The organism is Mycobacterium noviomagense (assembly GCF_010731635.1).
In the GTDB taxonomy this organism is placed as follows: domain Bacteria; phylum Actinomycetota; class Actinomycetes; order Mycobacteriales; family Mycobacteriaceae; genus Mycobacterium; species Mycobacterium noviomagense.
On the sequence record NZ_AP022583.1, the window covers coordinates 151,656 to 173,567 of the forward strand.

Annotated in this window: 24 protein-coding genes; 11 read left to right on the forward strand and 13 right to left on the reverse strand. The window is 66.1% G+C overall.

Annotated elements, in window-relative coordinates:
• Positions 1-44 precede the first annotated feature (44 nt).
• Positions 45-647 (forward strand): type II toxin-antitoxin system PemK/MazF family toxin, encoded by a 603-nt coding sequence (locus G6N15_RS00525; RefSeq protein ID WP_179961767.1) that lies wholly within the window; start codon positions 45-47, stop codon positions 645-647.
• 76 nt (positions 648-723) lie between these two features.
• On the opposite strand, the gene G6N15_RS00530 is transcribed toward G6N15_RS00525, so the two are convergent.
• A complete protein-coding gene (locus tag G6N15_RS00530) occupies positions 724-1,152 on the reverse strand; it encodes a CBS domain-containing protein (RefSeq protein WP_083084436.1) in 429 nt (142 codons plus the stop codon).
• 153 nt (positions 1,153-1,305) lie between these two features.
• On the opposite strand from G6N15_RS00530, the gene G6N15_RS00535 reads away from it, so the two are divergent.
• On the forward strand, positions 1,306-2,148 hold the full coding sequence (locus tag G6N15_RS00535) for a ribonuclease Z (protein ID WP_083084435.1): 843 nt from the start codon (positions 1,306-1,308) through the stop codon (positions 2,146-2,148).
• A 3-nt stretch (positions 2,149-2,151) separates the two neighbouring features.
• Here the strand turns inward: G6N15_RS00535 and G6N15_RS00540 are convergent, their stop codons facing one another.
• The 4 genes from G6N15_RS00540 to G6N15_RS00555 are packed head-to-tail and all read right to left on the reverse strand — an operon-like array spanning position 2,152 to position 6,393.
• A complete protein-coding gene (locus G6N15_RS00540) occupies positions 2,152-2,877 on the reverse strand; it encodes a hypothetical protein (RefSeq protein WP_179961768.1) in 726 nt (241 codons plus the stop codon).
• 26 nt (positions 2,878-2,903) lie between these two features.
• Positions 2,904-3,743 carry a transglutaminase family protein gene (locus G6N15_RS00545; RefSeq protein WP_083084433.1) on the reverse strand — a complete coding sequence of 280 codons (840 nt, stop codon included), beginning with the start codon at positions 3,741-3,743 and terminating at the stop codon, positions 2,904-2,906.
• Positions 3,743-4,720, reverse strand: a complete 978-nt coding sequence (locus G6N15_RS00550; protein WP_083084431.1) for an alpha-E domain-containing protein — start codon at positions 4,718-4,720, stop codon at positions 3,743-3,745. The genes G6N15_RS00545 and G6N15_RS00550 overlap by 1 nt, the downstream gene beginning before the upstream one ends.
• Positions 4,721-4,734: 14 nt before the next feature.
• Positions 4,735-6,393 (reverse strand): circularly permuted type 2 ATP-grasp protein, encoded by a 1,659-nt coding sequence (locus G6N15_RS00555; RefSeq protein WP_139797680.1) that lies wholly within the window; start codon positions 6,391-6,393, stop codon positions 4,735-4,737.
• 171 nt (positions 6,394-6,564) lie between these two features.
• On the opposite strand from G6N15_RS00555, the gene rpsT reads away from it, so the two are divergent.
• A complete protein-coding gene (rpsT, locus tag G6N15_RS00560) occupies positions 6,565-6,825 on the forward strand; it encodes a 30S ribosomal protein S20 (protein ID WP_083084429.1) in 261 nt (86 codons plus the stop codon).
• Between the two features lie 12 nt (positions 6,826-6,837).
• Here the strand turns inward: rpsT and holA are convergent, their stop codons facing one another.
• Genes holA through G6N15_RS00575 form a run of 3 tightly spaced genes read right to left on the reverse strand, consistent with a single transcriptional unit; the run spans position 6,838 to position 10,243 of the window.
• A complete protein-coding gene (gene holA, locus G6N15_RS00565) occupies positions 6,838-7,821 on the reverse strand; it encodes a DNA polymerase III subunit delta (RefSeq protein ID WP_083084427.1) in 984 nt (327 codons plus the stop codon).
• Positions 7,818-9,395, reverse strand: a complete 1,578-nt coding sequence (locus tag G6N15_RS00570) for a ComEC/Rec2 family competence protein (protein WP_139797672.1) — start codon at positions 9,393-9,395, stop codon at positions 7,818-7,820. Before G6N15_RS00570 ends, holA begins: the two co-directional genes overlap by 4 nt.
• Before the next feature lie 5 nt (positions 9,396-9,400).
• Positions 9,401-10,243 carry a ComEA family DNA-binding protein gene (locus G6N15_RS00575; protein WP_083084424.1) on the reverse strand — a complete coding sequence of 281 codons (843 nt, stop codon included), beginning with the start codon at positions 10,241-10,243 and terminating at the stop codon, positions 9,401-9,403.
• A 170-nt stretch (positions 10,244-10,413) separates the two neighbouring features.
• Here G6N15_RS00575 and G6N15_RS00580 point away from each other — a divergent pair, with 170 nt between their 5' ends.
• From G6N15_RS00580 to G6N15_RS00615, 8 genes are all read left to right on the forward strand, one after another.
• The gene (locus G6N15_RS00580) at positions 10,414-10,824 is read left to right on the forward strand and encodes a phage holin family protein (protein ID WP_083084421.1); all 411 of its coding nucleotides are present in this window, start codon (positions 10,414-10,416) and stop codon (positions 10,822-10,824) included.
• Entirely contained in the window at positions 10,811-11,050 is a 240-nt protein-coding gene (locus G6N15_RS00585) for a DUF3618 domain-containing protein (protein WP_083084418.1), read from the forward strand. The genes G6N15_RS00580 and G6N15_RS00585 overlap by 14 nt, the downstream gene beginning before the upstream one ends.
• A 114-nt stretch (positions 11,051-11,164) precedes the next feature.
• Positions 11,165-12,325, forward strand: a complete 1,161-nt coding sequence (locus G6N15_RS00590) for an acyl-CoA dehydrogenase family protein (RefSeq protein WP_083084415.1) — start codon at positions 11,165-11,167, stop codon at positions 12,323-12,325.
• A 7-nt stretch (positions 12,326-12,332) separates the two neighbouring features.
• Positions 12,333-13,424, forward strand: a complete 1,092-nt coding sequence (locus G6N15_RS00595) for an acyl-CoA dehydrogenase family protein (RefSeq protein WP_083084412.1) — start codon at positions 12,333-12,335, stop codon at positions 13,422-13,424.
• A 16-nt stretch (positions 13,425-13,440) separates the two neighbouring features.
• Positions 13,441-13,863 carry a PPOX class F420-dependent oxidoreductase gene (locus G6N15_RS00600; RefSeq protein ID WP_083084410.1) on the forward strand — a complete coding sequence of 141 codons (423 nt, stop codon included), beginning with the start codon at positions 13,441-13,443 and terminating at the stop codon, positions 13,861-13,863.
• Between the two features lie 85 nt (positions 13,864-13,948).
• A complete protein-coding gene (locus tag G6N15_RS00605; protein ID WP_083084408.1) occupies positions 13,949-15,019 on the forward strand; it encodes an NAD(P)H-dependent amine dehydrogenase family protein in 1,071 nt (356 codons plus the stop codon).
• A 238-nt stretch (positions 15,020-15,257) separates the two neighbouring features.
• Positions 15,258-15,647: an MmpS family transport accessory protein gene (locus tag G6N15_RS00610; RefSeq protein WP_232070515.1), complete on the forward strand. Its 390-nt coding sequence runs from the start codon at positions 15,258-15,260 to the stop codon at positions 15,645-15,647.
• Complete coding sequence (locus tag G6N15_RS00615; protein WP_083084406.1) at positions 15,644-18,517, forward strand: MMPL/RND family transporter; 2,874 nt, start codon at positions 15,644-15,646, stop codon at positions 18,515-18,517. The genes G6N15_RS00610 and G6N15_RS00615 overlap by 4 nt, the downstream gene beginning before the upstream one ends.
• Before the next feature lie 5 nt (positions 18,518-18,522).
• Here G6N15_RS00615 and G6N15_RS00620 read toward each other — a convergent pair whose 3' ends face one another.
• From G6N15_RS00620 to nadD, 5 genes are read right to left on the reverse strand one after another with little or no spacing between them, the layout of a single operon-like run.
• Positions 18,523-19,356, reverse strand: coding sequence for a DegV family protein (locus G6N15_RS00620; protein WP_083084403.1), 834 nt, complete (start codon positions 19,354-19,356; stop codon positions 18,523-18,525).
• A complete protein-coding gene (octT, locus tag G6N15_RS00625; protein ID WP_083084401.1) occupies positions 19,344-20,132 on the reverse strand; it encodes a diglucosylglycerate octanoyltransferase in 789 nt (262 codons plus the stop codon). The genes G6N15_RS00620 and octT overlap by 13 nt, the downstream gene beginning before the upstream one ends.
• Positions 20,122-20,784 carry a glucosyl-3-phosphoglycerate phosphatase gene (gene gpgP, locus G6N15_RS00630; protein WP_083084398.1) on the reverse strand — a complete coding sequence of 221 codons (663 nt, stop codon included), beginning with the start codon at positions 20,782-20,784 and terminating at the stop codon, positions 20,122-20,124. The genes octT and gpgP overlap by 11 nt, the downstream gene beginning before the upstream one ends.
• Positions 20,781-21,149 carry a ribosome silencing factor gene (rsfS, locus tag G6N15_RS00635; protein WP_083084395.1) on the reverse strand — a complete coding sequence of 123 codons (369 nt, stop codon included), beginning with the start codon at positions 21,147-21,149 and terminating at the stop codon, positions 20,781-20,783. The genes gpgP and rsfS overlap by 4 nt, the downstream gene beginning before the upstream one ends.
• Positions 21,146-21,772, reverse strand: coding sequence for a nicotinate-nucleotide adenylyltransferase (gene nadD / locus G6N15_RS00640; RefSeq protein WP_083084393.1), 627 nt, complete (start codon positions 21,770-21,772; stop codon positions 21,146-21,148). The genes rsfS and nadD overlap by 4 nt, the downstream gene beginning before the upstream one ends.
• Positions 21,773-21,912: the final 140 nt, after the last annotated feature.

Sequence of the window (21,912 nt, forward strand, 5' to 3'; positions counted from 1 at the left end):
GCAAGGCAACGACGACCCAATCCGGCGAGCCTATGCTGGCCCACATGGCCTCCCCGCGGAAGTCGCAGTGGAAGACGTTGCAGCGGATGGCGGAGAACCTGGTATTTAACGAGGCCCCGAAATTCATCCGCCAGCTGCAGAATTCGCCGACCATGCAACGGGGCATACAGCGCGGCATCAAGGTCGGGATGGACGCCATCATCGGCAGCATCGCGCAACCGCCGGCCGCCGTCACCCAGGGCCGGCCGGTGACCAGCCGCAGTGTGCCCACCGCGCATCGGGCACGCAAGCTCGTCTATGCGCCGAACCTGGACGGGCGTGCCGATCCGGGCGAAATCGTGTGGACCTGGGTGGTTTACGAGGAGGACCCGACCCGCGGCAAAGACCGCCCGGTGCTGGTCGTGGGACGTGATCGCCGAACGTTGCTCGGACTGATGCTCTCCAGCCAGGAAAGCCACGCCCACGACCCGAACTGGGTGGGCATCGGGGCCGGGAGCTGGGATGAGGCGGGCCGACCGAGCTGGGTTCGCCTCGACCGGGTGCTCGACGTGCCCGAGGAGAGCATTCGCCGCGAGGGCGCGATTTTGGAGCCGGAGATCTTCGAGGTGGTCGCCGCCCGTCTGCGCGCCGAGTACTCCTGGAGCTGATCGCTTTTCTGCGCCGAGTGTGGACTTACCGCACACTTCCGCGGCGCGGACCGTGACTCAAGCGCACGCTCGGCGGTCAGCCCTGGGTGATGTAGGACTGCAGCTGCGCGTGCTCAGCTTCCAGCTCGTCGATGCGGGTCTTGACGACGTCGCCGATGCTGACGATGCCGGCCAGCTTGCCGTTTTCCAGCACCGGCACGTGCCGGACCCGGTTTTTTGTCATCAGCGCGCTGATCGCGTCGACAGTGTCGGCCTTGGTGCAGGTGGCGACCACCGATGTCATGATTTTCGATACCGGCCACGCGAGCACCCGGGCGCCATGGGTGTGAAGTTCGCGCACGACATCACGTTCGGACACGATGCCTTCCAGGCCGTCAGGCCCGACGACGACCATCGCGCCGATATTATGCTCGGCCAACGCGGCCAGCAGCTCGGTCACCGTGGCATCGGGATTGATGGTCACGACCGCCGCGCCCTTGTTCCGCAACACGTCCCGAATCCGCATCGAAGCCTCCCGCCGGTTGTGAGCTGGTTCACACCAGGCTACGGCGATCTTGCTCGGCGTGAAAGCAGCGAATCGGTTTCGAACGGACCGCAGTCTGTGCCATACCTAGAAGACGCTGCATGCGCTTGCCCTGGAACTACGACGGATGGCGCCATGATCGAGATCACCCTGCTGGGCACCGGAAGCCCGATCCCGGATCCCAACCGCGCCGGCCCGTCGACGCTGGTGCGTGCGGACGGACAGCTCTTCCTCGTCGACTGCGGCCGAGGAGTCCTGCAGCGTGCCGCCGCAATCGACGTGGGCGCCAACGGTTTGACGGCTCTGCTGCTCACCCACCTGCACAGCGACCACATCGCCGATCTGGGCGACGTTCTGATCACGCGTTGGGTCACGACCTTCGGACCCGATCCGGCTGCGCTGCCGATCATCGGACCGCCCGGCACGTCCGATGTGGTCGAGGCGACGCTGACGGCGTTCGGGCACGACATCGGCTATCGGCTTGCCCACCACGCTGACCTGACCGCGCCGCCTGCAGTGGAAGTCGGCGAACACACCGAGGGCGTGGTGTGGGACCGCGGCGGCGTGGCGATCCGGGTAGCGCCCACCGATCACCGTCCGGTTGCGCCGACGATCGGGTTCCGGATCGAATCGGGGGGCGCTGCGGTTGTTCTGGCCGGCGACACCGTGCCGTGCGACAGCCTGGATGAGCTGGCCCGCGATGCAGATGCGTTGGTGCACACCGTGCTTCGTAAAGACATCGTCGAGCTGTTGCCGCAGCAGCGGATCAAGGACATTTGCGATTACCACTCGTCGGTTCAGGAGGCCGCCGCGACCGCCACCCGTGCCGGGGTCCGCACGCTGATCCTGACCCACTACGTGCCGGGCATCGCGCCAGGCCAGGAAGAACAATGGCGGGCGCTGGCTGCGGCGGAGTTCGATGGACGCATCGAGCTCGGCGACGACCTGCACCGCGTCGAGATTGCACCGCGGTCGTGACGGCTATGCGCCCGCCGTGTGGTTGGCGGGATGGTCCACGGCCACCGGCGCGCGGCGCGGCGGCAGCATCGCGCCAGCGACCAGCAGCCACAGCAACGCCAGAACACGCGCGACGGGCAAGATCACACCCAGACCGGGCCAAACCAGGACCAGCGTGGCGGCTTCGGCGACGACCGCGATGGCCAGCCCCACCCAGGCCAGCGGCTTCGGCAGCAATCCCAGGGCCAGCGCAGGTACCGCGATGCCAGCGACGAGCAGCCCGAGGGCCACAATGTGCCCGGGCCCGCCGACCAGGAACACCAGGAAATATAGGGCTCTGACCAAGGCGGGGTCGGCGCTGACGTCCGGTCGCGACAGCGTCCAGGCCAGCAAACCGGTCAGGCCCAACGCTGCCGCCGCCACGGTGCCTGCGGCCAGCGTGAGCGTCGCCGCCGATGCGGACGCGCCGAGCTGACGCAACCGGGCACCGGCCGTTGCCGCGTAGATCGCCAACGGCACCGACGACGCGAACGCTCCAACCGCGCCGGCCTGTATCGCCACCGGTTCGGCGCGCACATAGTTCAGGATGGGCCCCGGCGGCCCGTAAGGCAGGGGCATCAGCCCGCCCAGCGCAACTGCGATAGCCAGCCCGCCGAACAGCAGCACCAAACACCCCGCGGCGAGCAGCACCAGCAGCGGCCCACCGTGCCTGCCGGCCCGAGCCGACCGCTCTGCAGACGAGTCGTTCATTCCAGGAACGATATGCCCGGCAGCGGCTAAGCCAGGCGGGTGATTTCGACGATCACGTCGAGGTCGGTGGCTCCCTCACCGGAGTAGATGCCTTTCAGCGGGGACACGTCCGAGTAGTCGCGGCCTACCCCCACGCTGACGTACTGCTCGTTGATTTCGGCGTAGTTGGTCGGGTCGTAGTCCCACCACACCCCCGTCCAGGCCTGAATCCACGCGTGAGTCTGACCATCCACCCTGTCGCCGATCCCGGGTTCCCGCTCCGGATGCAGGTAGCCCGAGACGTAGCGGGCGGGAATTCCCATGCTGCGCAAAGCAATCAACGACAGGTGCGCGAAGTCTTGGCATACGCCGTTACCGTCGCGCAGCGCGTCGAGCCCGGAGGAATGCACGCCCGTGCTTCCCGGAAGGTATTCCAGTTCGCTGCGCACCCACTGTGCTGCGGCGACCACCGCGTCGGCGGGCTCGTGGTATTTGGCGATCCGCCTGCCCACGGCGGCTACGCGTTTGCTTGCCGGCGTGTATCCGGTCGGGCTGAGCACCTCGTCGAACCGATCGATCACCGCTTCGGTTTGTAGCTCCGGCCACGTGATTTTCTCGGTCGGCGGCTCGGGACGATCGGTCTCGACAATCGACGACGACGTCACGGTGAGTTGGGTGTGCGGGGCATGCAGATCGAATGCGGTCACCGCGGTTCCCCAGTAGTCGACGTAGCGATATGACCGGGTGGCCGGCACCGTCTCGACACGGTTGAGGATGACGTTTTGCCGTGGGTCCGACCGCGGCGTGAGCCGGGCTTCGTTGTACGACGCAGTCACCGGCGACGGATAGGCGTAGCCGGTGGTGTGCACCACCCGCATCCGCCACATCAGGTCGTCCCGCGCGATGCGGACCGCGGACCACGTTGGCCGACATCGGACCACGCCACCCACGGCGCCACATGAAAGTACTGCAGCGCCAACGCTTCTCCGACTTCCCGGCAGGTGTTCTGCAGGCCGGCCAGCCGGGTCTCCAACGACTCGAGCAGTGCACCGGGTTGCAGGAATTCGAGTTCGCTGCGGGCCCGGCCGAGCAGCCGCTGCGCTTCCGCGGTGGCTCCGATCCGGCTGTGCGGGCGGTGCTGCAGTTCGTCAAGGTTGTGTTCGGCCAGTTTCAGGGAGAAGAAGATCGAGCGCGGGAAAAGCCGGTCGAGCAACATGAATTCGACCACCCGGTTCGCGTCCAACACTCCGCGGTAGGTGCGCAGGTAGGTGTCGTGCGCGCCGGCCGAGCGCAAAACCGTCACCCATGCCGGCGACGACGCGCTGTCCCCCACCCGCGAAAGCAGCAGCCGCACCGTCATGTCCACCCGCTCGATCGCCCTGCCCAGCATCATGAAGCGGTAGCCGTCGTCACGGGACAGCGTCGAGTCCGCCAGCCCTGCGAACATCGCGGCGCGGCCTTCGATGAAGGACAAGAAGTCATGCGGCCCAAAGCGTTTGGCTGCCCGTTCACGTTCGGCTAGGGCGTTGTAGGTGGTATTGAGGCATTCCCAGATCTCGGTGGACGTCACTTCCCGCGCCGAGCGCGCGTTCTCCCGGGCAGCTGAGATCGCGTCGACGATCGAGCAGCCGCCTTGGGTGTTGCGGCGAAACGCCACCAGATCAGTCAGCGACCACACGTCCAACTGGGTCTGCGGTGGCTCGATCGCGAGCACTTGCAGCAGTACCCGAGAGGTGTGGTCAGGGTCGACGCTGGAGTCTTCGAGCAGCTGGTGCACGCTGACGTCGAGAATGCGTGCGGTGTCGTCGGCGCGTTCGACGTAGCGGCCGATCCAGTACAGCGCTTCGGCGTTTCGTGCCAGCATCGCCCATCCCGCCTTTACTGTTGCTGCGACTGCTGATCCGGCGGCTGGCGCACCGGCTGCTGGCGGTGCGGCGACGCGGATCCGTCGGTCGCGGTGTCGCCGTCCGGCGCGGGGGCCGGCTGCGGCAGCGACCGGACGATTTCAGCCGCGCCCAGCTCGCGGTCGAGCAGCGATGCGCGCGGCGCCAGGACCCAGGTGTCCTTCGAACCCCCGCCCTGGCTGGAGTTGACCACCAGGGAGCCCTCCTGCAGGGCGACGCGCGTCAGACCGCCAGGCAAGACCCACACCTCGTCGCCGTCGTTGACCGCGAAGGGCCGCAGGTCGACGTAGCGGGGCGCGAGTTTGTTTCCCACCCGGGTCGGCACCGTCGACAGCTGCATCACCGGTTGCGCGATCCAGCCGCGCGGATCGTCACGGATCTTTTTGGCTACCGCCGCGCATTCCTGCGCGGAGGCCTCCGGGCCGAAGACGATGCCGTATCCGCCGGAACCCTCGACGGGCTTGACAACGAGCTCGCCGATGCGGTCGAGCACTTCCTCGCGCTCGTCGTCCAGCCAGCACCGCAACGTGTCCACGTTGGCCAGCAGGGGTTTCTCGCCGAGGTAGTACTCGATGATCGTCGGCACATAGGTGTAGACCAATTTGTCGTCGCCGACCCCGTTGCCGACGGCGCTGGAAATCACCACGTTGCCGGCGCGGGCGGCGTTGAGCAGCCCGGCCACCCCGAGTACCGAGTCCGGGCGGAACTGCAGCGGGTCCAAGAAGGCGTCGTCGATGCGCCGGTAGATCACGTCGACCTGGCGTTCGCCTTCGGTCGTGCGCATGTAGACCTGGTTGTCGCGGCAGAACAGGTCGCGGCCTTCGACGAGTTCGACGCCCATCTGCCGGGCCAGCAGCGAGTGCTCGAAGTACGCGGAGTTGGCCACCCCCGGGGTGAGCACGACGACCGTGGGGTCGGCCTCGTTGGTGGCCGCCGACTTCCGTAGCGCCCGCAGCAGATGCGCGGCATAGTCGTCGACCGCGCGCACCCGGTGGGTGGCGAACAGGTTCGGGAAGACCCGCGCCATGGTGCGGCGGTTCTCCATCACGTACGAGACCCCCGACGGCGAGCGCAGGTTGTCTTCGAGGACACGGAAGTTGCCGCGCTGATCGCGGATCAAGTCGATGCCGGCGACGTGGATGCGTACGCCATTGGGTGGGACGATGCCGGCTGCTTGGCGGTGAAAGTGCTGACAGGACGTCACCAGCCGCCGTGGGATGATGCCGTCGCGCAAGATTTCTTGGTCGCCGTAGATGTCGTCGAGATACATCTCCAGCGCCTTGACGCGCTGGGTGATGCCGCGCTCGAGCCGCGCCCACTCGGCGGCTGAAATCACCCGCGGGATCAGGTCGAGCGGAAACGGCCGCTCCTGGCCCGACAGTGAGAACGTGATGCCCTGGTCGACGAATGCGCGACCCAGCGCCTCAGCGCGCGCCTCGAGTTCGGAGGCGTCGGACGGGGCAAGTTCGGCGTAGACGCCGCGGTACGGGGCCCGGACGTTGCCTTGGGAGTCGAACATCTCGTCGAAGGCGTTCGCGTAGCTGCCCGCGTTGTCGTAGCCGTCGAAGATGCGCTGGTAGCGCTTCGACGGGCGCGTTTGGCTGCGCGAGTTCCGCCTGGTCTCGACGGACAGGGTGCGAACGCCCACTGAAATATGCTGCACCACTGCGGCGGTTTCCGCAGGCCAAGGCGCTCCGCTTTGAGAGAGTGCCCCGCTGACTGATACCCTGGCTCGTCGCTGCCCAGCAACCTGGGCAAACGTTGACTTCCACAAACCCGCCGAGAACGACGAAGGAACTAGCGCGTGGCCAACATCAAGCAGCAGGCGAAGCGCAACCGCACCAATGAGCGCCGGCGACTGCGCAACAAGTCGGTGAAGTCGTCGGTTCGCACGGCGATCCGCAGGTTCCGTGAGGCTGCCGAGGCCGGTGAGAAAGACAAGGCCGCGGAGTTGCTGGTGGCGACCGGCCGCAAGCTGGACAAGGCTGCCAGCAAGGGCGTGATCCACAAAAACCAGGCAGCGAACAAGAAGTCGGCCCTGGCGCGCGCGTACAACAAGATCTGACGTCCGCCCGACTCACCGGGCGAGCTCGGCGACCTTTCTGACCGCGGCTTCCAGCGCGTAGTCCGCGTCCGCGGCGGCCCCCTTGACGTCGGCGTTCAGCGCCGCAACCAGTTTGATCGCCGTCGCCACCGTGTCGCGCGACCAGTGCCGTGCCTGTCGCTGGGCTTTCTGCACCCGCCACGGCGGCATCCCGAGCTCCGCCGCCAGCCGATACGGGTCGCCGGATGGGGGGTACCTCCCGCTTGCGGGGGCCGGCCCGACCCGGGCGATGGTGTGCACGGCTTCGGCCAGCGCGTCAGCGAGTACCACGTGCGGCTCACCGCGCATCATCGCCCAGCGGAGCGCCTCAGCTGCTCCCGCCACATCGCCGGTCACAGCTTTGTCGGCGATGTCGAAGCCCTTCACTTCCGCCTTGCCGCTGTGGTAGCGCCGCACCGCCGCGACGTCGACATGGCCCCCTGTGTCGGCGACCAACTGCGAGCAGGCTGACGCCAGTTCGCGCACGTCTGAGCCCACCGCGTCGAGCAGCGCGGTGACCGTCTGCTCGTCGGCCCGCACGTCCAGCGAGCGGAATTCGCCACGAACGAAGTCGACGCGTTCGCTGGCTTTGATGATGCGGGCGCAGGGGTGAACTTCGGCGCCGAGGTCGCGCAGTTGGCTTGCCAGTGATTTGGCTCGCCCACCGCCGGAATGCACCACCACCAGCACGGTTGCCGGCGGGATGTCGGCAGCGGCGGTGGCGATGAGGGTGGCTGCGTCCTTGCCCGCCTCGCCGGCGGCTTCCAGCACGACCACTCGCTCGTCGGCGAACAGCGACGGGCTGAGCAGCTCGGCGAGCTCGTAGGCATCGACATCGCCGGCGCGCACCCGGCTCACCGGCACATCGTCGGTGCCGGCGTGCTCGCGCACCGATCGCAGTATCGCCGCGACGGCGCGCTCGACCAGCAATTCTTCGTCGCCCAGCACCAGGTGTAACGGCGAAACCGGTGAGCTCACCCCACGATCGTGTCACGACCAGCCGACACCGACGCGCCGGACAGGAGCCCCGACAACGCCCACGCGACAAGGCACACCACGGCAACCCCGGCGGCCGCCCGGAACCACCGCCACCGCCACAGGGCGACGACCAACACGGCGCACACGCCGACCACCACGGCGCCGGCCACGCCCGCAGGAACGGGCAGGCTCGCGGCCGGCACACCGGCCGCCCAGTGCGCGACGTTCAGCACCCACCACAGCTCGGGACCGGTGAACCGGATCAGCAGTTCTGCCCCCGCCGGCCAGCACATGCCGAGCGTGGCCGCCGCGGTGCCCAGCACGGTGATCGGTGCGATCACCGGCGCCGCAGCAAGATTGGCCGCTGCGGCCACCAGGCTGACGCGCCCGGAGATCCCGGCCACCAGCGGCGCGGTGACCAACTGCGCCGCGCACGCGATACCAACCGCGTCCGCGAGCGGCTTGGGCCAGCCGCGCGACACCATCCGCCGAGACCAGACCGGCGCGATCACCACCAGCGCCGCCGTCGCAACCACGGACAAGGCAAAGCCCACGTCGACGGCGAGCTGGGGAGCAGCAAGCATCAATACCAACACCGCGGCCGACAAGCTCGGGATCGCTTGTCGTCGCCGCGAAGACAGCATGCCCAGCAGCGCGATGGCGCCCATCACCGCCGCACGCAACACGCTGGCCGTCGGCTGCACCACGATCACGAACACCACCAAGGCGATCGCGGCCAGTCCCACCGCCGACCGCGGGCCGATCAGCCGTGCGCAGCACAGCACCGCCCCGCACACGATCGTGACGTTGGCTCCCGATACCGCCGTCAAGTGCGTCAGCCCAGCCGCACGAAATTCCTGGCCGGTCATCGCCGTGACCGCCGATGTGTCGCCGAGGACCAGCGCAGGCAGCATGGCGGCCTGCGGTGCGGGCAGTGCTTCCCGGGCAGCAGCTGCGAACCTCTCGCGGACAACATGCGCCGCCCGATGCACCGCTCCGGCTTGGCCCATCGTCGGCCTTCCCGTCGCGGTGAGCGCCGCGACTGTCAGGTCCCGCCGGGTGGGACGGGTAATCCGTGCGGTGAAACGCACCGGCTGGCCCACCATCACCTCGCCGAAATCGGTTACCGGCGCGAAAACCACCACCCGACCGGACATTTCATGGTCTGCCAGGCGCTCCAGGGTGGCGCGAAACAGCAGCCGGCCGTGGCCAACCGATATCGCGCTTTCGTTGGGTGTGACGGTCACCGGTACGGCATGCGCGAACGCCGCAGTGATCGGGTGGTGATCGACCGCTTCGGCGCGCAGTGCGATCGCGAACCCGAAGCCGGCGCCCACCACACCGCTGCCCAGCAGGCACACACCGACCGTGCGAGCCCATTGTGGTCCCTGACGAATTGCCGCGTGCCAGCAGAGCGCACCGGAGAAGGCCACCAGCACAACGCATGTCAACGCGGCGACCGTGCCGACGGGCCAGATGATCCCGGCGGCGGTGACGAGCCAGCTGCTCAGCGCGGCCGGGACCAGGCGCACGTCCAGCCGCGCCGAGGCTGAATCGGCGCCGGCCTCCAGCACTGGTCTCAGACACGGACGAGGGGTCGCAGCTTTTCGAGCCGGGCCGGGCCGATGCCGTCCACTTCGGCGAGCTGGTCAACGCTGGTGAACTTGCCGTTGGCCTCGCGCCAAGCCACGATCGCGGCGGCTGTCACCGGCCCGATGCCGGGCAGGGTGTCGAGCTGCTGCACCGTCGCGGTGTTGAGGTCGATCACTTCCCCGGGTTTAGGCGATGCCGATCCCGGCTTGCTTGATGTCACCGGGGTGCCCGGCGTTCCCGACGTCACCGAGCTGCCCAGCGCCGCGGGTTGGCCTTTGGCCGGCGCGATGCCGACGACGATCTGCTCGCCGTCGCCCAGCTGGCGCGCCATATTTAGCCCGATGGTGTCGGCGCCGTCCATTGCACCGCCGGCGGCGCTCAGCGCGTCGGCGATGCGGGCACCGGGGGCCAAAGTGACCAGCCCGGGTTTGTGCACCAGGCCCACTACGCTGACGACCACCGGTTGATCCGCTTTCGGCGAAGGACTGGCAGTGGGGCTGCGGCTGGCCGACGAAACCATCTCAACCGGAGGCAATTTGGCTGACATGACCGGCGCGGGCCGGTTGCGCAACACGGTGAACACCGTGACCAACACCGCAAGAGCGGCGATGGCCGCCAATGCGATGACACCGGCGCGACCCGGGTCGGCGCGTATCCGGGCCAGCCAGCCCGCACCGGTATGAGCCGAGCCGTCCGGGAGCCAGCGCGGCAGCAGCGAGTTCGGGTCACCGTCGTGCGCGGTGTCGTCGACGACATCGGCGCGGCTGTCGCCGTCAGGCTGAGTAGCGAGGCGTCGGTGCAGCCGCTGCGCGGGCAGTTCTGTTCGCATGCGCCGACCGTAGGCGCGAAGGCCGTCATCACCGTCGCGGCGCAGAGCGGCTGATCGCCGGTTGTGGAGCAAACCCGGACTGTGGAGAAGTTTGGCCGCCCCTGCGGTGGGTAGCCGAACGGACAGCAAACCCGGCGCAGCCGGGAAGCATCCCGCATGGAGGTAACCCGATGAGTCTAGAAGCAAAACCGAAGTCGGAGGCATCGACCGGTGAGCTGATGGCTCAGCTCTCGTCGCAGCTGTCACGGCTCGTCCGAGACGAAATGCGCCTGGCGCAAAAGGAATTCCAGCAATCCGCCAAGCATGCCGGCGCAGGTGCCGGTCTCTTCACGGCAGCCGGTCTGCTGGCGTTCTTCGGGGCGGCCAGCTTGATCGCCGCCGCAATCGCCGCGGTGGCCCTGGCACTGCCCGCTTGGGCGGCCGCGCTGATCGTGGGCGCGGCGCTGCTCCTCGCGGCCGGGGCGGCGGCCCTGGTCAGCAAGAGCCAAGCCGAGAAGGCGAGCCCCGCGGCGCCGCAAACCGTCGCCAACGTGAAAAAAGACGTCCAAGAAGTGAAAGCCGCCCGCCATGGCCGAAGCTGAGCGCCCCGAGCCCGGGCCCAACGCCGCCATCAGCGAGATCCAGTCCGATATCGAGCACACCCGCGGCGAACTCGGTGACACGGTGGGAGCGCTGTCGGACAAGTTCGACGTCGCCGGCAGGGCCCGGGCCGCCGCGAAACCGTCGCTTGTGGCGGTGGCATCCGTTGCCGGCGCGACCGTGGTCAGCATGTTCTGGTGGCGTCGGCGCTCGCGTCGCCGGCGCTGACGTCTCGGCAACCCGGCTGCGGCACCCGGTGAGTGGTTGACGACAGTGGCCGCCTAACGTGCAGGACAGAACCGCCGGTTCGCTCCCGTCGTTGACCGTTTGAAGGAGGCCGTCATGCAGCTGGCTCTCACCGAAGACGAAGCAGCCTTCCGCGACGAGCTTCGCACCTTCTACACCACCGAAATCCCGGCCGAGATCCGGGAGCGGACGCGAGCCGGCCTGCCGCCCACCCGCGATGACATCGCTACCAGCCACAAGATCTTGAACGACCACGGGCTCGCGGTGCCCAACTGGCCCGTCGAGTGGGGCGGCAAGGACTGGACGCCAACCCAACACCAGATCTGGCTCGACGAGATGCAACTGGCCGGCGTGCCGGAGCCGCTGAACTTCAACGCCAAGATGGTCGGTCCCGTGATCGCCGAATTCGGCTCCGACGACATCAAGAAGCACTTTTTGCCGCCGACCGCCAGCCTCGATATCTGGTGGTGCCAAGGTTTTTCCGAGCCGGAAGCCGGCTCCGATCTGGCCTCGTTGCGCACCACCGCGCAACGTGACGGCGACAGCTACGTGGTCAATGGGCAGAAGACGTGGACCACGCTGGGCCAATACGCCGACTGGATCTTCTGTTTGGTGCGCACCGACCCGCAGGCCCCCAAGAAACAGGCCGGGATTTCGTTTCTGCTGATCGACCTGGACACCCCCGGGATCACGATGCGGCCGATCAAGCTGATCGACGGCGGCCACGAGGTCAACGAGGTGTTCTTCGAGGATGTTCGGGTACCCGTCGATCAACTTGTCGGCGAGGAAAACCAGGGCTGGACTTACGCGAAGTTCCTGCTGGGCAACGAGCGAACCGGCATCGCCGGAGTCGGCCGAACCAAGGTGCGGCTGGCGGAAGTGAAACGGCATGCCGCCGACACCGGCATCCTCGACGACCCGCTGTTCGCGGCTCGGCTCGCTGAAGTCGAAAACGAGCTGCTGGCATTGGAACTCACCCAGATGCGCGTCACCGCGAGCTCGGCCGACGGCAAGCCCAACCCCGCATCCTCGGTACTGAAGCTGCGTGGCAGCCAACTACAGCAGGCGGCTACCGAACTCCTCATGGAGGTCGCCGGCCACGACGCGCTGCCGTTCCACGCCGGCGAGGACATCGCTTCACCGGGATGGGCGCAACTCAGCGCACCGCATTACCTCAACTACCGCAAGACGTCGATCTACGGCGGCAGCAACGAAGTACAGCGCAACATCATCGCGTCCACCATTCTCGGATTGTGAGCTAGCCATGGATTTTCAGTTGAGCGACGAGCAAGCCTTGCTGCGCGACACCACCCGCGACGTGCTTGCCCGCACCTATGACCCGGAGACCCGCAACAAGATCGTCGACACTGAGCTCGGCTGGAGCCGCGAGGTGTGGAACCAGCTCGCCGAGATCGGCATTCTCGGGCTCGGGTTCGAGCCGGCGGAGGCCGGCCAGATCGAAATCATGTTGGTGCTTATCGAAATCGGCCGGCGACTGGCGCCCGAACCGGTCATCAACGCCGCGCTGGGCCCCGGCGCGATCGTCGCCGAAGTCGGTACCACGGAGCAGAAGCAGCTGCTGGACGACGTCGCGGCGGGCCAGAAGCTGCTGGCGTTCGCGCACCTCGAGCCCCGGGGGGATGCTGCGACGATGGCTGTGCAGCAAGGGGATTCGTGGACACTGAGCGGCCGGAAGAACCCCGTGCTGGCCGGAGATTGCGCCGACACCCTGGTGGTCAGCGCCGCGTTACCGGAAGGCGGCACGGGCTTGTTCCTGGTCGACGCCGAGACGGTGACCCGGCGTCGATACCAAACGTTCGACGGGCATCGCGGCGCGCAGATCGACTTCGACCAAGCCCCCGCCGAGCCGCTCGGTGAGGCAGTCGACGCGTCATCGCCGATCGTCAACGCCGTCATCCGGATCCAGTCGGCGCTGTGTGCGGAGGCCGTCGGGGCGATGGAGGAAGCGCTTCGGCTGACCACCGACTATCTCAAGACGCGCAAGCAGTTCGGCGTCACGTTGAACAAATTCCAGACGTTGACCCAGCGCGCCGCCGACATGTACGTCTCGCTCGAGCTGGCTCGTAGCATGAACCTCTACGCCGCGATGTCGATCGCGGACGGCAACCTCGATCCGCTGATCGCGGCCCGCGCCAAGCTGCAGATCGGCCGATCTGGCCGCCACATCGCCCAAGAGGCGATTCAGTTGCACGGCGGCATCGGCATGACGGCCGAATACCCGGTCGGGCATTACGCGGCCCGGCTCACCGCGATCGAGCAGACGCTGGGGTCGTCGACTGACCAGCTGCACGTGCTGGTCGACCACCTCGGCGACTACGACCTGGTCAGGCTCTGACCCCGCGGAGACTCGGATGGCCGAATTGACCGACGAGGTCGTCGAATTCCTGTCGGCCGGCACCCGAACCGGCATGCTCGGCTATCTCGCGGCCGATGGCCGGCCACTGGTTGCTCCGGTGTGGTTCATCGTCGATCACGGTGAGCTGGTGTTCAACACCGGCCGCAATACCGCGAAAGGCCGTGCGCTGGCGCGGGATTCGCGGGTCGTGATCTGCGTGGACGACCCACACCCACCGTATTCGTTCGTGCAGGTGCAAGGCGTCGCCACGATCACCGAGGATGCGCCGGATCTGCTGGAGATCGCCACCCGGATCGGCGCCCGGTACATGGGACTGCATCGCGCCCGCGAGTTCGGCCGCCGCAACGCAGCACCCGGCGAGTTTGTGGTGCGGGTGCGTCCGACCAAGGTGGTGGCGGGATTCAATATCGCCGACTAGGAGTGCCGAGCAGACGCAAAGGCCCCCAATCCGAGGCATTTTGGGGTGCTTTTGCGTCTGCTCGTCCATCGAACGGAGGGGGTACATGAGCGCACCGATTCGTGTGATCCAGTGGACGACCGGCAACATCGGACGGCGATCCCTACACGCCATAATCGGCAGACCCGACATGGAGCTGGTCGGGGTTTATACGCACGGGCAGGGCAAAGTCGGCGTCGACGCTGCCGACCTGTGCGGCTGGCCGGAGCCGACCGGTGCCAAGGCTACCAACGACATCGATACGCTGTTGGCGCTGCGACCCGACGCCTGTTGCTATAACCCGTTGTGGCCCAACATCGACGAGCTGGTACGGCTGCTCGAGGCGGGGGTCAATGTCTGCTCCAGCGCGGCGTGGATCACCGGCGGCAAGCAAAGCCCCCAGGACCTCGACCGGATCCGCAAGGCGCGTCAGCGCGGCAGTTCGACCATCTTCGGCAGCGGCGCGCATCCCGGAATCTCGAACACGGTCGGCATGGTGCTCAGCGGGGCGTGCGAGCGCGTCGACGAAATCCGCATCACCGAGTCGGTCGACTGCTCGACCTACGAATCGGCAGAAACCCAGAAAGCAATGGGCTTTTCGCGGGATCCCGACACCCCAGGCCTAGCCGACAGCGTGCGGCGCGAAAGCGAAGTCTTCGCCGAGTCGGCGGCGATGATGGCCGACGCGGTCGGCGCACGACTGGACCGGATGACGTTCGACGTCACGTTCACAGCCGCCACCGGCGATACCGACCTCGGCTTCATGACGATTCCCAAGGGCACAGTCGGCGGCGTCTATGGCTACCACCGCGGCTGGGTCGGCGACAATAACGTCGTCAGCGTCGGATTCAACTGGATCATGGGCGAGCACGTGGTCCCTCCCAAACCGCTTGAGCACGGCCACGTCATCCAGGTCTTCGGGCTGCCCAACATGCGCACCGTCATTCACTGCCTTCCGCCGCAGGATTGGACAGAGCCGGGATTCATGGGCCTGGGCATGATCTACACCGCGATGCCGGTCACCAACGCTGTGCCGGCGGTGGTGGCAGCCGAACCCGGGATCGTGACGCTGGCCGATCTGCCCCCGATCACCGGCCGTGCGGCCGTGGATAACCCGGAGAACGCTGTCGTACCGTAAGGTTCTAGGATGCTTAGACGTGCGAATGTTCCGCTGACCCCTGATGCTATAGGCAACGGAGGCACCCGTTTCCGACAGCATTAGGGTCAGCGCCTAGGAACGCTTGGCCAACGTGGTACCGAGTATCCGCGGCTAAGCCACTCGCGCGAACGATCGTGGTTCGCCTGAGCGGGAGGAGACTTGGGTGAGAAAGATTCCAATTACCAGAATCGCCAAACGCGCATGGATACCGCTCGTGATGATCGTGGTGCTTACGGTGTCGGGGTTCGGGGTGGCGCGGCTGCACCGCATTTTCGGCTCCCAAGACCTCAACGCCAACGCCGGTGGCGGCATCGAGATTGTGCAGTTCAACCCGAAGGTCGTGACCTACGAGGTCTTCGGGCCGCCCGGGAGTACCGCCAACATCAATTATTGGGACGCTGAAGCTAACACGCACCAAGTCAACGGCGCGCCGCTGCCCTGGTCCTACACATTCAGCACCACCCTACCTGCCGTCAGCGCCAACATCATGGCGCAGGATGACGGCGATCAAATCCGCTGCCGCGTCACCGTGGACGGTGTCGTCCGCGAACAGCAAACCGCCGATGGCTTAAATGCCCAGACCTTCTGCCTGGTGAAGTCAGCATGACCCACACGAGCACCGAGCGCCGACCCGTCATCCCGCACACAATCCGCTTGTTCGCGGTGCCGATCATCCTGGTGTGGGTCTTCATCACCATCGTGGTGAATACCGTCGTCCCACGGTTAGAAGTGGTCGGTGAGGCACACTCGGCGCCGATGGCCCCCATGGACGCGCCGTCCATGAAGGCGATGATGCGACTCGGCCATAACTTCAAAGAATTCGACTCCAACAGCACGATCATGATCGTGCTCGAGGGTCAGCAGACGCTCGGCGACGCAGCACACCAGTACTACAACGACACAATCCGCAAACTGCGGGAGGACCCGAAGCATATACAGCACATTCAGGACTTCTGGAGCGATCGGTTAACGGCGGCAGGAGTCCAGAGCGCCGACGCCAAGGGCGCCTACGTCATGCTGAATCTGGCCGGCAACCAGGGCACCACCCTGGCTAACGACTCCGTCGAAGCGGTCCGCAAAGTCATAGACCGGACGCCTGCGCCGCCGGGAGTGAAGGCCTATGTCACCGGCCCGGCGGCGCTGTCCGACGATATGCACGTCATCGGAAACGCGAGCCTGGCGAAGATCACGTTGTTCACACTCGCGGCGATCGCGATCATGCTGTTTCTCGTCTACCGCTCGATCGTCACCACACTGCTCCAGCTTTTCATAACCGGGATCGCGTTGGCGTCATCGCGGGGCGTCGTCGCCGTGCTGGCCGACCACGACGCGTTCGGGCTTACCACGTTCGCGGCGAATATCCTCACGATGCTGGCGATCGCAGCCGCAACAGACTATGGGATTTTCCTCACCGGCCGCTATCAAGAAGCGCGCACGGCCGGCGAAGATCGGGTAACGGCTTATTACACGACGTTTCGTTCAGTTGCGCCGGTTGTCCTGGGTTCGGGCCTGACCATTGCCGGGGCGACCTACTGCCTCAGCTTCGCGCGGCTGCCCTGGTTTCACACCATGGGCGAACCGACGGCAATAGGCATGCTGGTGGTGGTGGCGGCCGGGGTCACATTGGGGCCGGCCGTCCTTACCGTCGCCAGTCGCTTCGGTCTCATGGAGTCCAAGCGGACGGCCAGGGGACGGCTGTGGCGACGGGTCGGGATCTCGGTCGTGCGGTGGCCGGGCCCGATTCTCGCTGCCAGTGCCGTGGTCGTGCTGATCGGTATGATCGCCCTCCCGGGATTCAAGGCGGGATACAACGATCGCTACTACCTGCCTGCCAGCGCGCCGGCTAATCTCGGCTACGCGGCCGCGGACCGACATTTCTCCCAGGCGAGGATGAACCCCGACATGCTGATGGTCGAGGCCGACCACGATATGCGTAATCCGGCCGACATGTTGGTTTTAGACCGGGTAGCTAAAAACGTGCTCCGTGTCCACGGTATCGCGATGGTCCAGGATATCACCCGACCCCTGGGAATTCCGATTCAGCATAGTTCGATACCGTTTCAGAACAGTATGCAAAGCCAGACGACCATGCAAAACATGGCATTTATGAAAGAGCGCATGGCCGATATCCTCAAGATGGCCGCTGAGCAGCAAATCACCATAAATTATTTGGAGCAAATGTATAACATCACCAAACAGATGGCCGACAACGCTCACGACATGGCCAATCTCACTGAAGAAATGGCGGGGATCACTGATGAGCTGCGGGACCACTTAGCGGACTTCGATGATTTCTGGCGGCCGATCCGCAGCTATTTCTACTGGGAAAGACATTGCTACGACATTCCAATTTGCTGGTCGATCCGCTCCCTGTGGGACGCATTGGACCAAACTGACAAGCTAGCGGAAACGGTGCATCACTTATCGGCAGACACAAGGACACTGGACATGCTCACGCACCAATTGGCCGTGATCTTGCCGCCGCAGATAGAGAGCATGAAAACCACCCGCGCGATAACGCTGACCATGCACAGTACATTCCAGGCCATGATCAACCAGATGGAATCCATGAGCGACACCGCAATCGTCATGGGACAAAGCTTCGATACGTCTCGCAACGATGACTTCTTCTACCTGCCGCCGGAGGCTTTCGACAACCCCGACTTCAAGATCGGTCTGAAGCAGTTTTTGTCTCCGGACGGTAAATCCGCGCGCTTTTTCATCACGCATCAGGGCGATCCCGCGAGCCCGGAAGGAATCTCGCGCGTCGACGCAGAGCGAACGGCCGCCCAAGAAGGGCTGAAACAATCATCCCTGTCGGAAGCGAAAGTTTATCTGGGCGGTACCGCCGCAACCTACAAGGACATGCACGACGGCGAGAAATACGACCTCATGATCGCGGTGCTTTCATCGCTCACTCTGATCTTCATAATCATGCTGCTGCTCACGCGAAGTCTTGTTGCCGCGTTGGTGATCGTTGGCACCGCCGCCAGCTCGATCGCCGCATCATTCGGGCTCTCTGTGCTCATCTGGCAGGATATTTTCGGCATCCACGTCCACTGGGTGGTGGCTGCGCTGTCCGTCATCATCCTGCTGGCGGTTGGATCTGACTACAACCTGTTGTTGGTCTCGCGGTTCAAAGAGGAGATTCACGCCGGACTGAAGACGGGATATATCCGGGCGATGGCCGGCAGTGGTGGGGTGGTGACCGCCGCCGGTCTGGTGTTCGCGTTCACCATGGCCGCGATGCTCGGCAGCAATTTGCGAGTTCTCGGGCAATTCGGTTCAACGGTGTGTGTCGGTCTACTGATGGACACCCTGATCGTTCGCACGCTGTTCATGCCCTCGATCGCCACACTGCTGGGGCGCTGGTTCTGGTGGCCACAGGTGATCCACCCCCGCGGCGACAATGCCGTGCGTCGCCGGGATCGGGTGAGCGACGACACCGCGCCGCTCGCGGTGCAAACCCAGCGTTAAGCCCGCTACTCTGGCATCTCGACGCACACAGCGAGCGCACCCGGGCCCACGTGTAGCGCTAGCACAGGACCCAGCCCGGTCACGATTGCCGGCTGGCATGCGGGTAATCGCTCGGCCAGTTCCGCCGCCACCCCGTCCGCTCCATGCGGATCGGCGACGTGATGCACGGCGATCGCTGCCGCGCTGTCGCCGACGACATCGCACACCCGGTCGATCAGCGCCGCGACGGCCTTACTGGCGGTGCGAACCCGTTGCTCCAGTACGAGTTTGCCGTCGTCAATGCGCAGCAACGGCTTGAGCGCTAGCGCGGTCCCCAGCCACGCTGCGGCACCGCCGATCCGCCCGCTGCGGCGCAGGTTGTCCAACCGGTGCACCACGATGAATCCATGATTGCGCGCCACCGCCGCCCTCGCCGCCTGATCGACGGTGTCTAGGTCGGCGCCGTCGGCTGCTGCGCGGGCGGCGGCCAGCGCGACGAACCCGGTCCCCATGGCGACCGTTCTCGAGTCGACCACTTTCACGCTCTCGCCGATGTCGGCCGCAGTCGACTCCGCGGCGCCGACGGTCCCGGACAGCTGCGCCGAAAGATGCACGGCCACAACCCCATCACCATCGCTGTCAGCCAGCGCCCGCTGGTAGGCGTCGCACAGTTCGGCCGGAGTGGCCGCCGAGGTGGTGGCCTGACCATGCTCGTGCACGTCGTCGGCGATCTGGTCCACACCGTCGCGCAGATCGAGGTCGCCGACCAAGATGTGCAGCGGCACTTGGCGAATCCCCCATCGTTCGCGCAGCTCCTCCGGCAGGCGGGACGACGAGTCGGTGACGACTACGACCGGCATGTGTCTACGCCTGCCTGATTGCCCGGCTCCTCCTCATCGCGCTGCGCGCTCTGCGTCGTCGCCGTGCGGGCCTCGGCCAGCGCCTTGAGCATCAGCTCCGCGACTGCCTGGTGCGCCTCGAAGTTCCAGTGGATCCCGTCAGGGTTGCCGCGGCCGCTCATGATGTGTTCAGCCACCGCGGCTTTCAGATCGACCAGCGGAATGTCGTGCTGCTCAGCCCATCCGGTGATAGCGGCCGCCGTCGCCGGCCGGCTGTGGTGCGCCCTGCCATAGGTCTCGGCGATGTGCACCGACGGCAGCGATGCGACGATCGGTATACCCGGGCGGTTGAAATCGATTGCGCTGCGAGTTTGTTCGAGGTATTCGACGGTCAGATGCGGTGGCAAAGCGGGACGAGCCAGCGGCGAGAGCCGCGGCTGCAACCACCCGTAGCCGTCGCGTACCCAGCGCCGAAGCCACGGGGGACGCACGTAGCGGATGAGCTCGCGCACCGCCGTCGGCAACACCGAGGGCAGCGAATCCATCCCGCCCGTCGCGAAGATCACCGCGCCAGCTTTGCGCAGCGCCGCCCATGCCCGCGGATCCTGGGTGGCGGCCCACCACACGTCGCGGCAGGTCCAGCCGATCCGGCCCAGCAGTTCGACATCCCAACCCAGCTGTGAGGCAACGATGTTGGGCCAGATCCGGGGGTCGTCGGCCGGCAGGCCGCCGGTGGGCCCGTAGTAAGCCAGCGAATCGGCGAAGATCAGCAGGACGGGCCGCGACTCAGTAGACATCGTCCGCGACCTGGGCCGAAGCGTTCCACACGTCAAGACGCCAGCTGATGTGGTCGAAGTCGGCGTCATCGCCGGAGTGCCCGCTCAGTTGGGTCCAACTAGCGTTTCCCATACCGCCCAAGGCGGGCCAGTTGTCCACCGGCAGCCGCAGCAGCGCAGCCGTCAGCGCGGCGATCAGACCGCCGTGCGCCACCACAACCACGGGCCGATCGTCGCTGCCCCACTCGGGTTCCGCGCCGACCAGCTCGCCGATCACGGGCAGGCTGCGTGCAGCCACGTCGACCCTGCTCTCCCCACCATGAGGTGCCCACGAGGCGTCCTCCCGCCAGGCCAGCCGCGCGCCCGGCACCTCGGCGTCGATCTGCGCATGCGTCATCCCTTGCCAGTCGCCGAGGTGGGTCTCGCGTAACCGGGTATCGATCCGGACCGGCAGACCGGTGCGCTCCCCCAGCACGACCGCGGTGTCGTAGGCGCGCCGCAGATCCGACGACACGATCAGCAGCGGCTGGCGCTTGCCCAGCACCTCGGCGGCGGCGACGGCCTGGGCGCGGCCCAGCTCGCTTAGCTGGGTGTCCAGTTGGCCCTGCATCCGGGTGTCGGCGTTGAACTCGGTTTGCCCATGACGCAGCATCACCAACAGCCGCGTGGTCATGACGTGCGTTCCAGATCGACGGCCACCTGCGGGCAGTCCCGCCACAGCCGGTCCAGGGCATAGAAGTTGCGTTCGTCTTGATGCTGGATGTGCACGACGATGTCGACGTAATCCAACAGCGTCCAGCGGCCTTCGCGGGCGCCCTCGCGCCGGGCCGGCTTGTAACCCGCGCGGCGCATTTTCTCTTCCACCTCGTCGACGATGGCGTTGACCTGCCGCTCGTTGGATGCCGAGGCGATGACGAAACAGTCGGTGATCACCAGCTGCCCGGAGACGTCGATGACCACGACATCCTCGGCGAGCTTCGAGGCGGCGGCGCTGGCGGCCACGGTGGCCATGTCGATGGCCTCTTGGCTGGCCGTCACCTCTGATCCCCCGGTTTGCTGTACAGCCGCCGCTTGGATACGTATTGCACGACGCCGTCGGGCATCAGGTACCAGAGCGGGCGATGCTCTTCGGCACGGCGGCGGCAGTCGGTGGACGAGATCGCCAGCGCAGGAACCTCAACCAACGTCAATGCGTCATCGGGCAGGCCGTCGAGGATGTCGCCGAGATGTTCGCGCCGGAAATCGTAGCCGGGGCGACTCACGCCGATGAATCGCGCCAGCGTGAACATGTCTTCCCAGTCCTGCCACGAGAAAATCGATGCGAGTGCGTCTGCGCCGGTGATGAAGTACAGCTCGGAGTCGGGGTTGAGTGCGTGCAGGTCGCGCAAGGTGTCTTTGGTGTAGGTGGGCCCGCCGCGGTCGATGTCGACGCGGCTCACCGAAAAGCGGGGATTGGAGGCGGTCGCGATCACCGTCATCAGGTAGCGGTCTTCGGCGGCGCTGACGTGCCGATCTTTCTGCCAGGGCTGGCCGGTCGGCACGAAGACCACTTCGTCAAGCTCGAACAGATCGGCAACCTCGCTGGCGGCGACCAGGTGGCCGTTATGGATGGGATCGAACGTCCCACCCATCACTCCCAGCCTGCGGCGCCGCTTTTGCACGATTTGCCAGCTTACTGGAGCAGTGTCGCGGTCCCATTGCCGCAGGATTGTCACACCTGTCCCAGGAACACCGCGTCCGCCCATAGACCAGGTTGCCCGCCAAAAGTGCATTCCTTCTGCGGAGAGACTTCTGTGGCAGA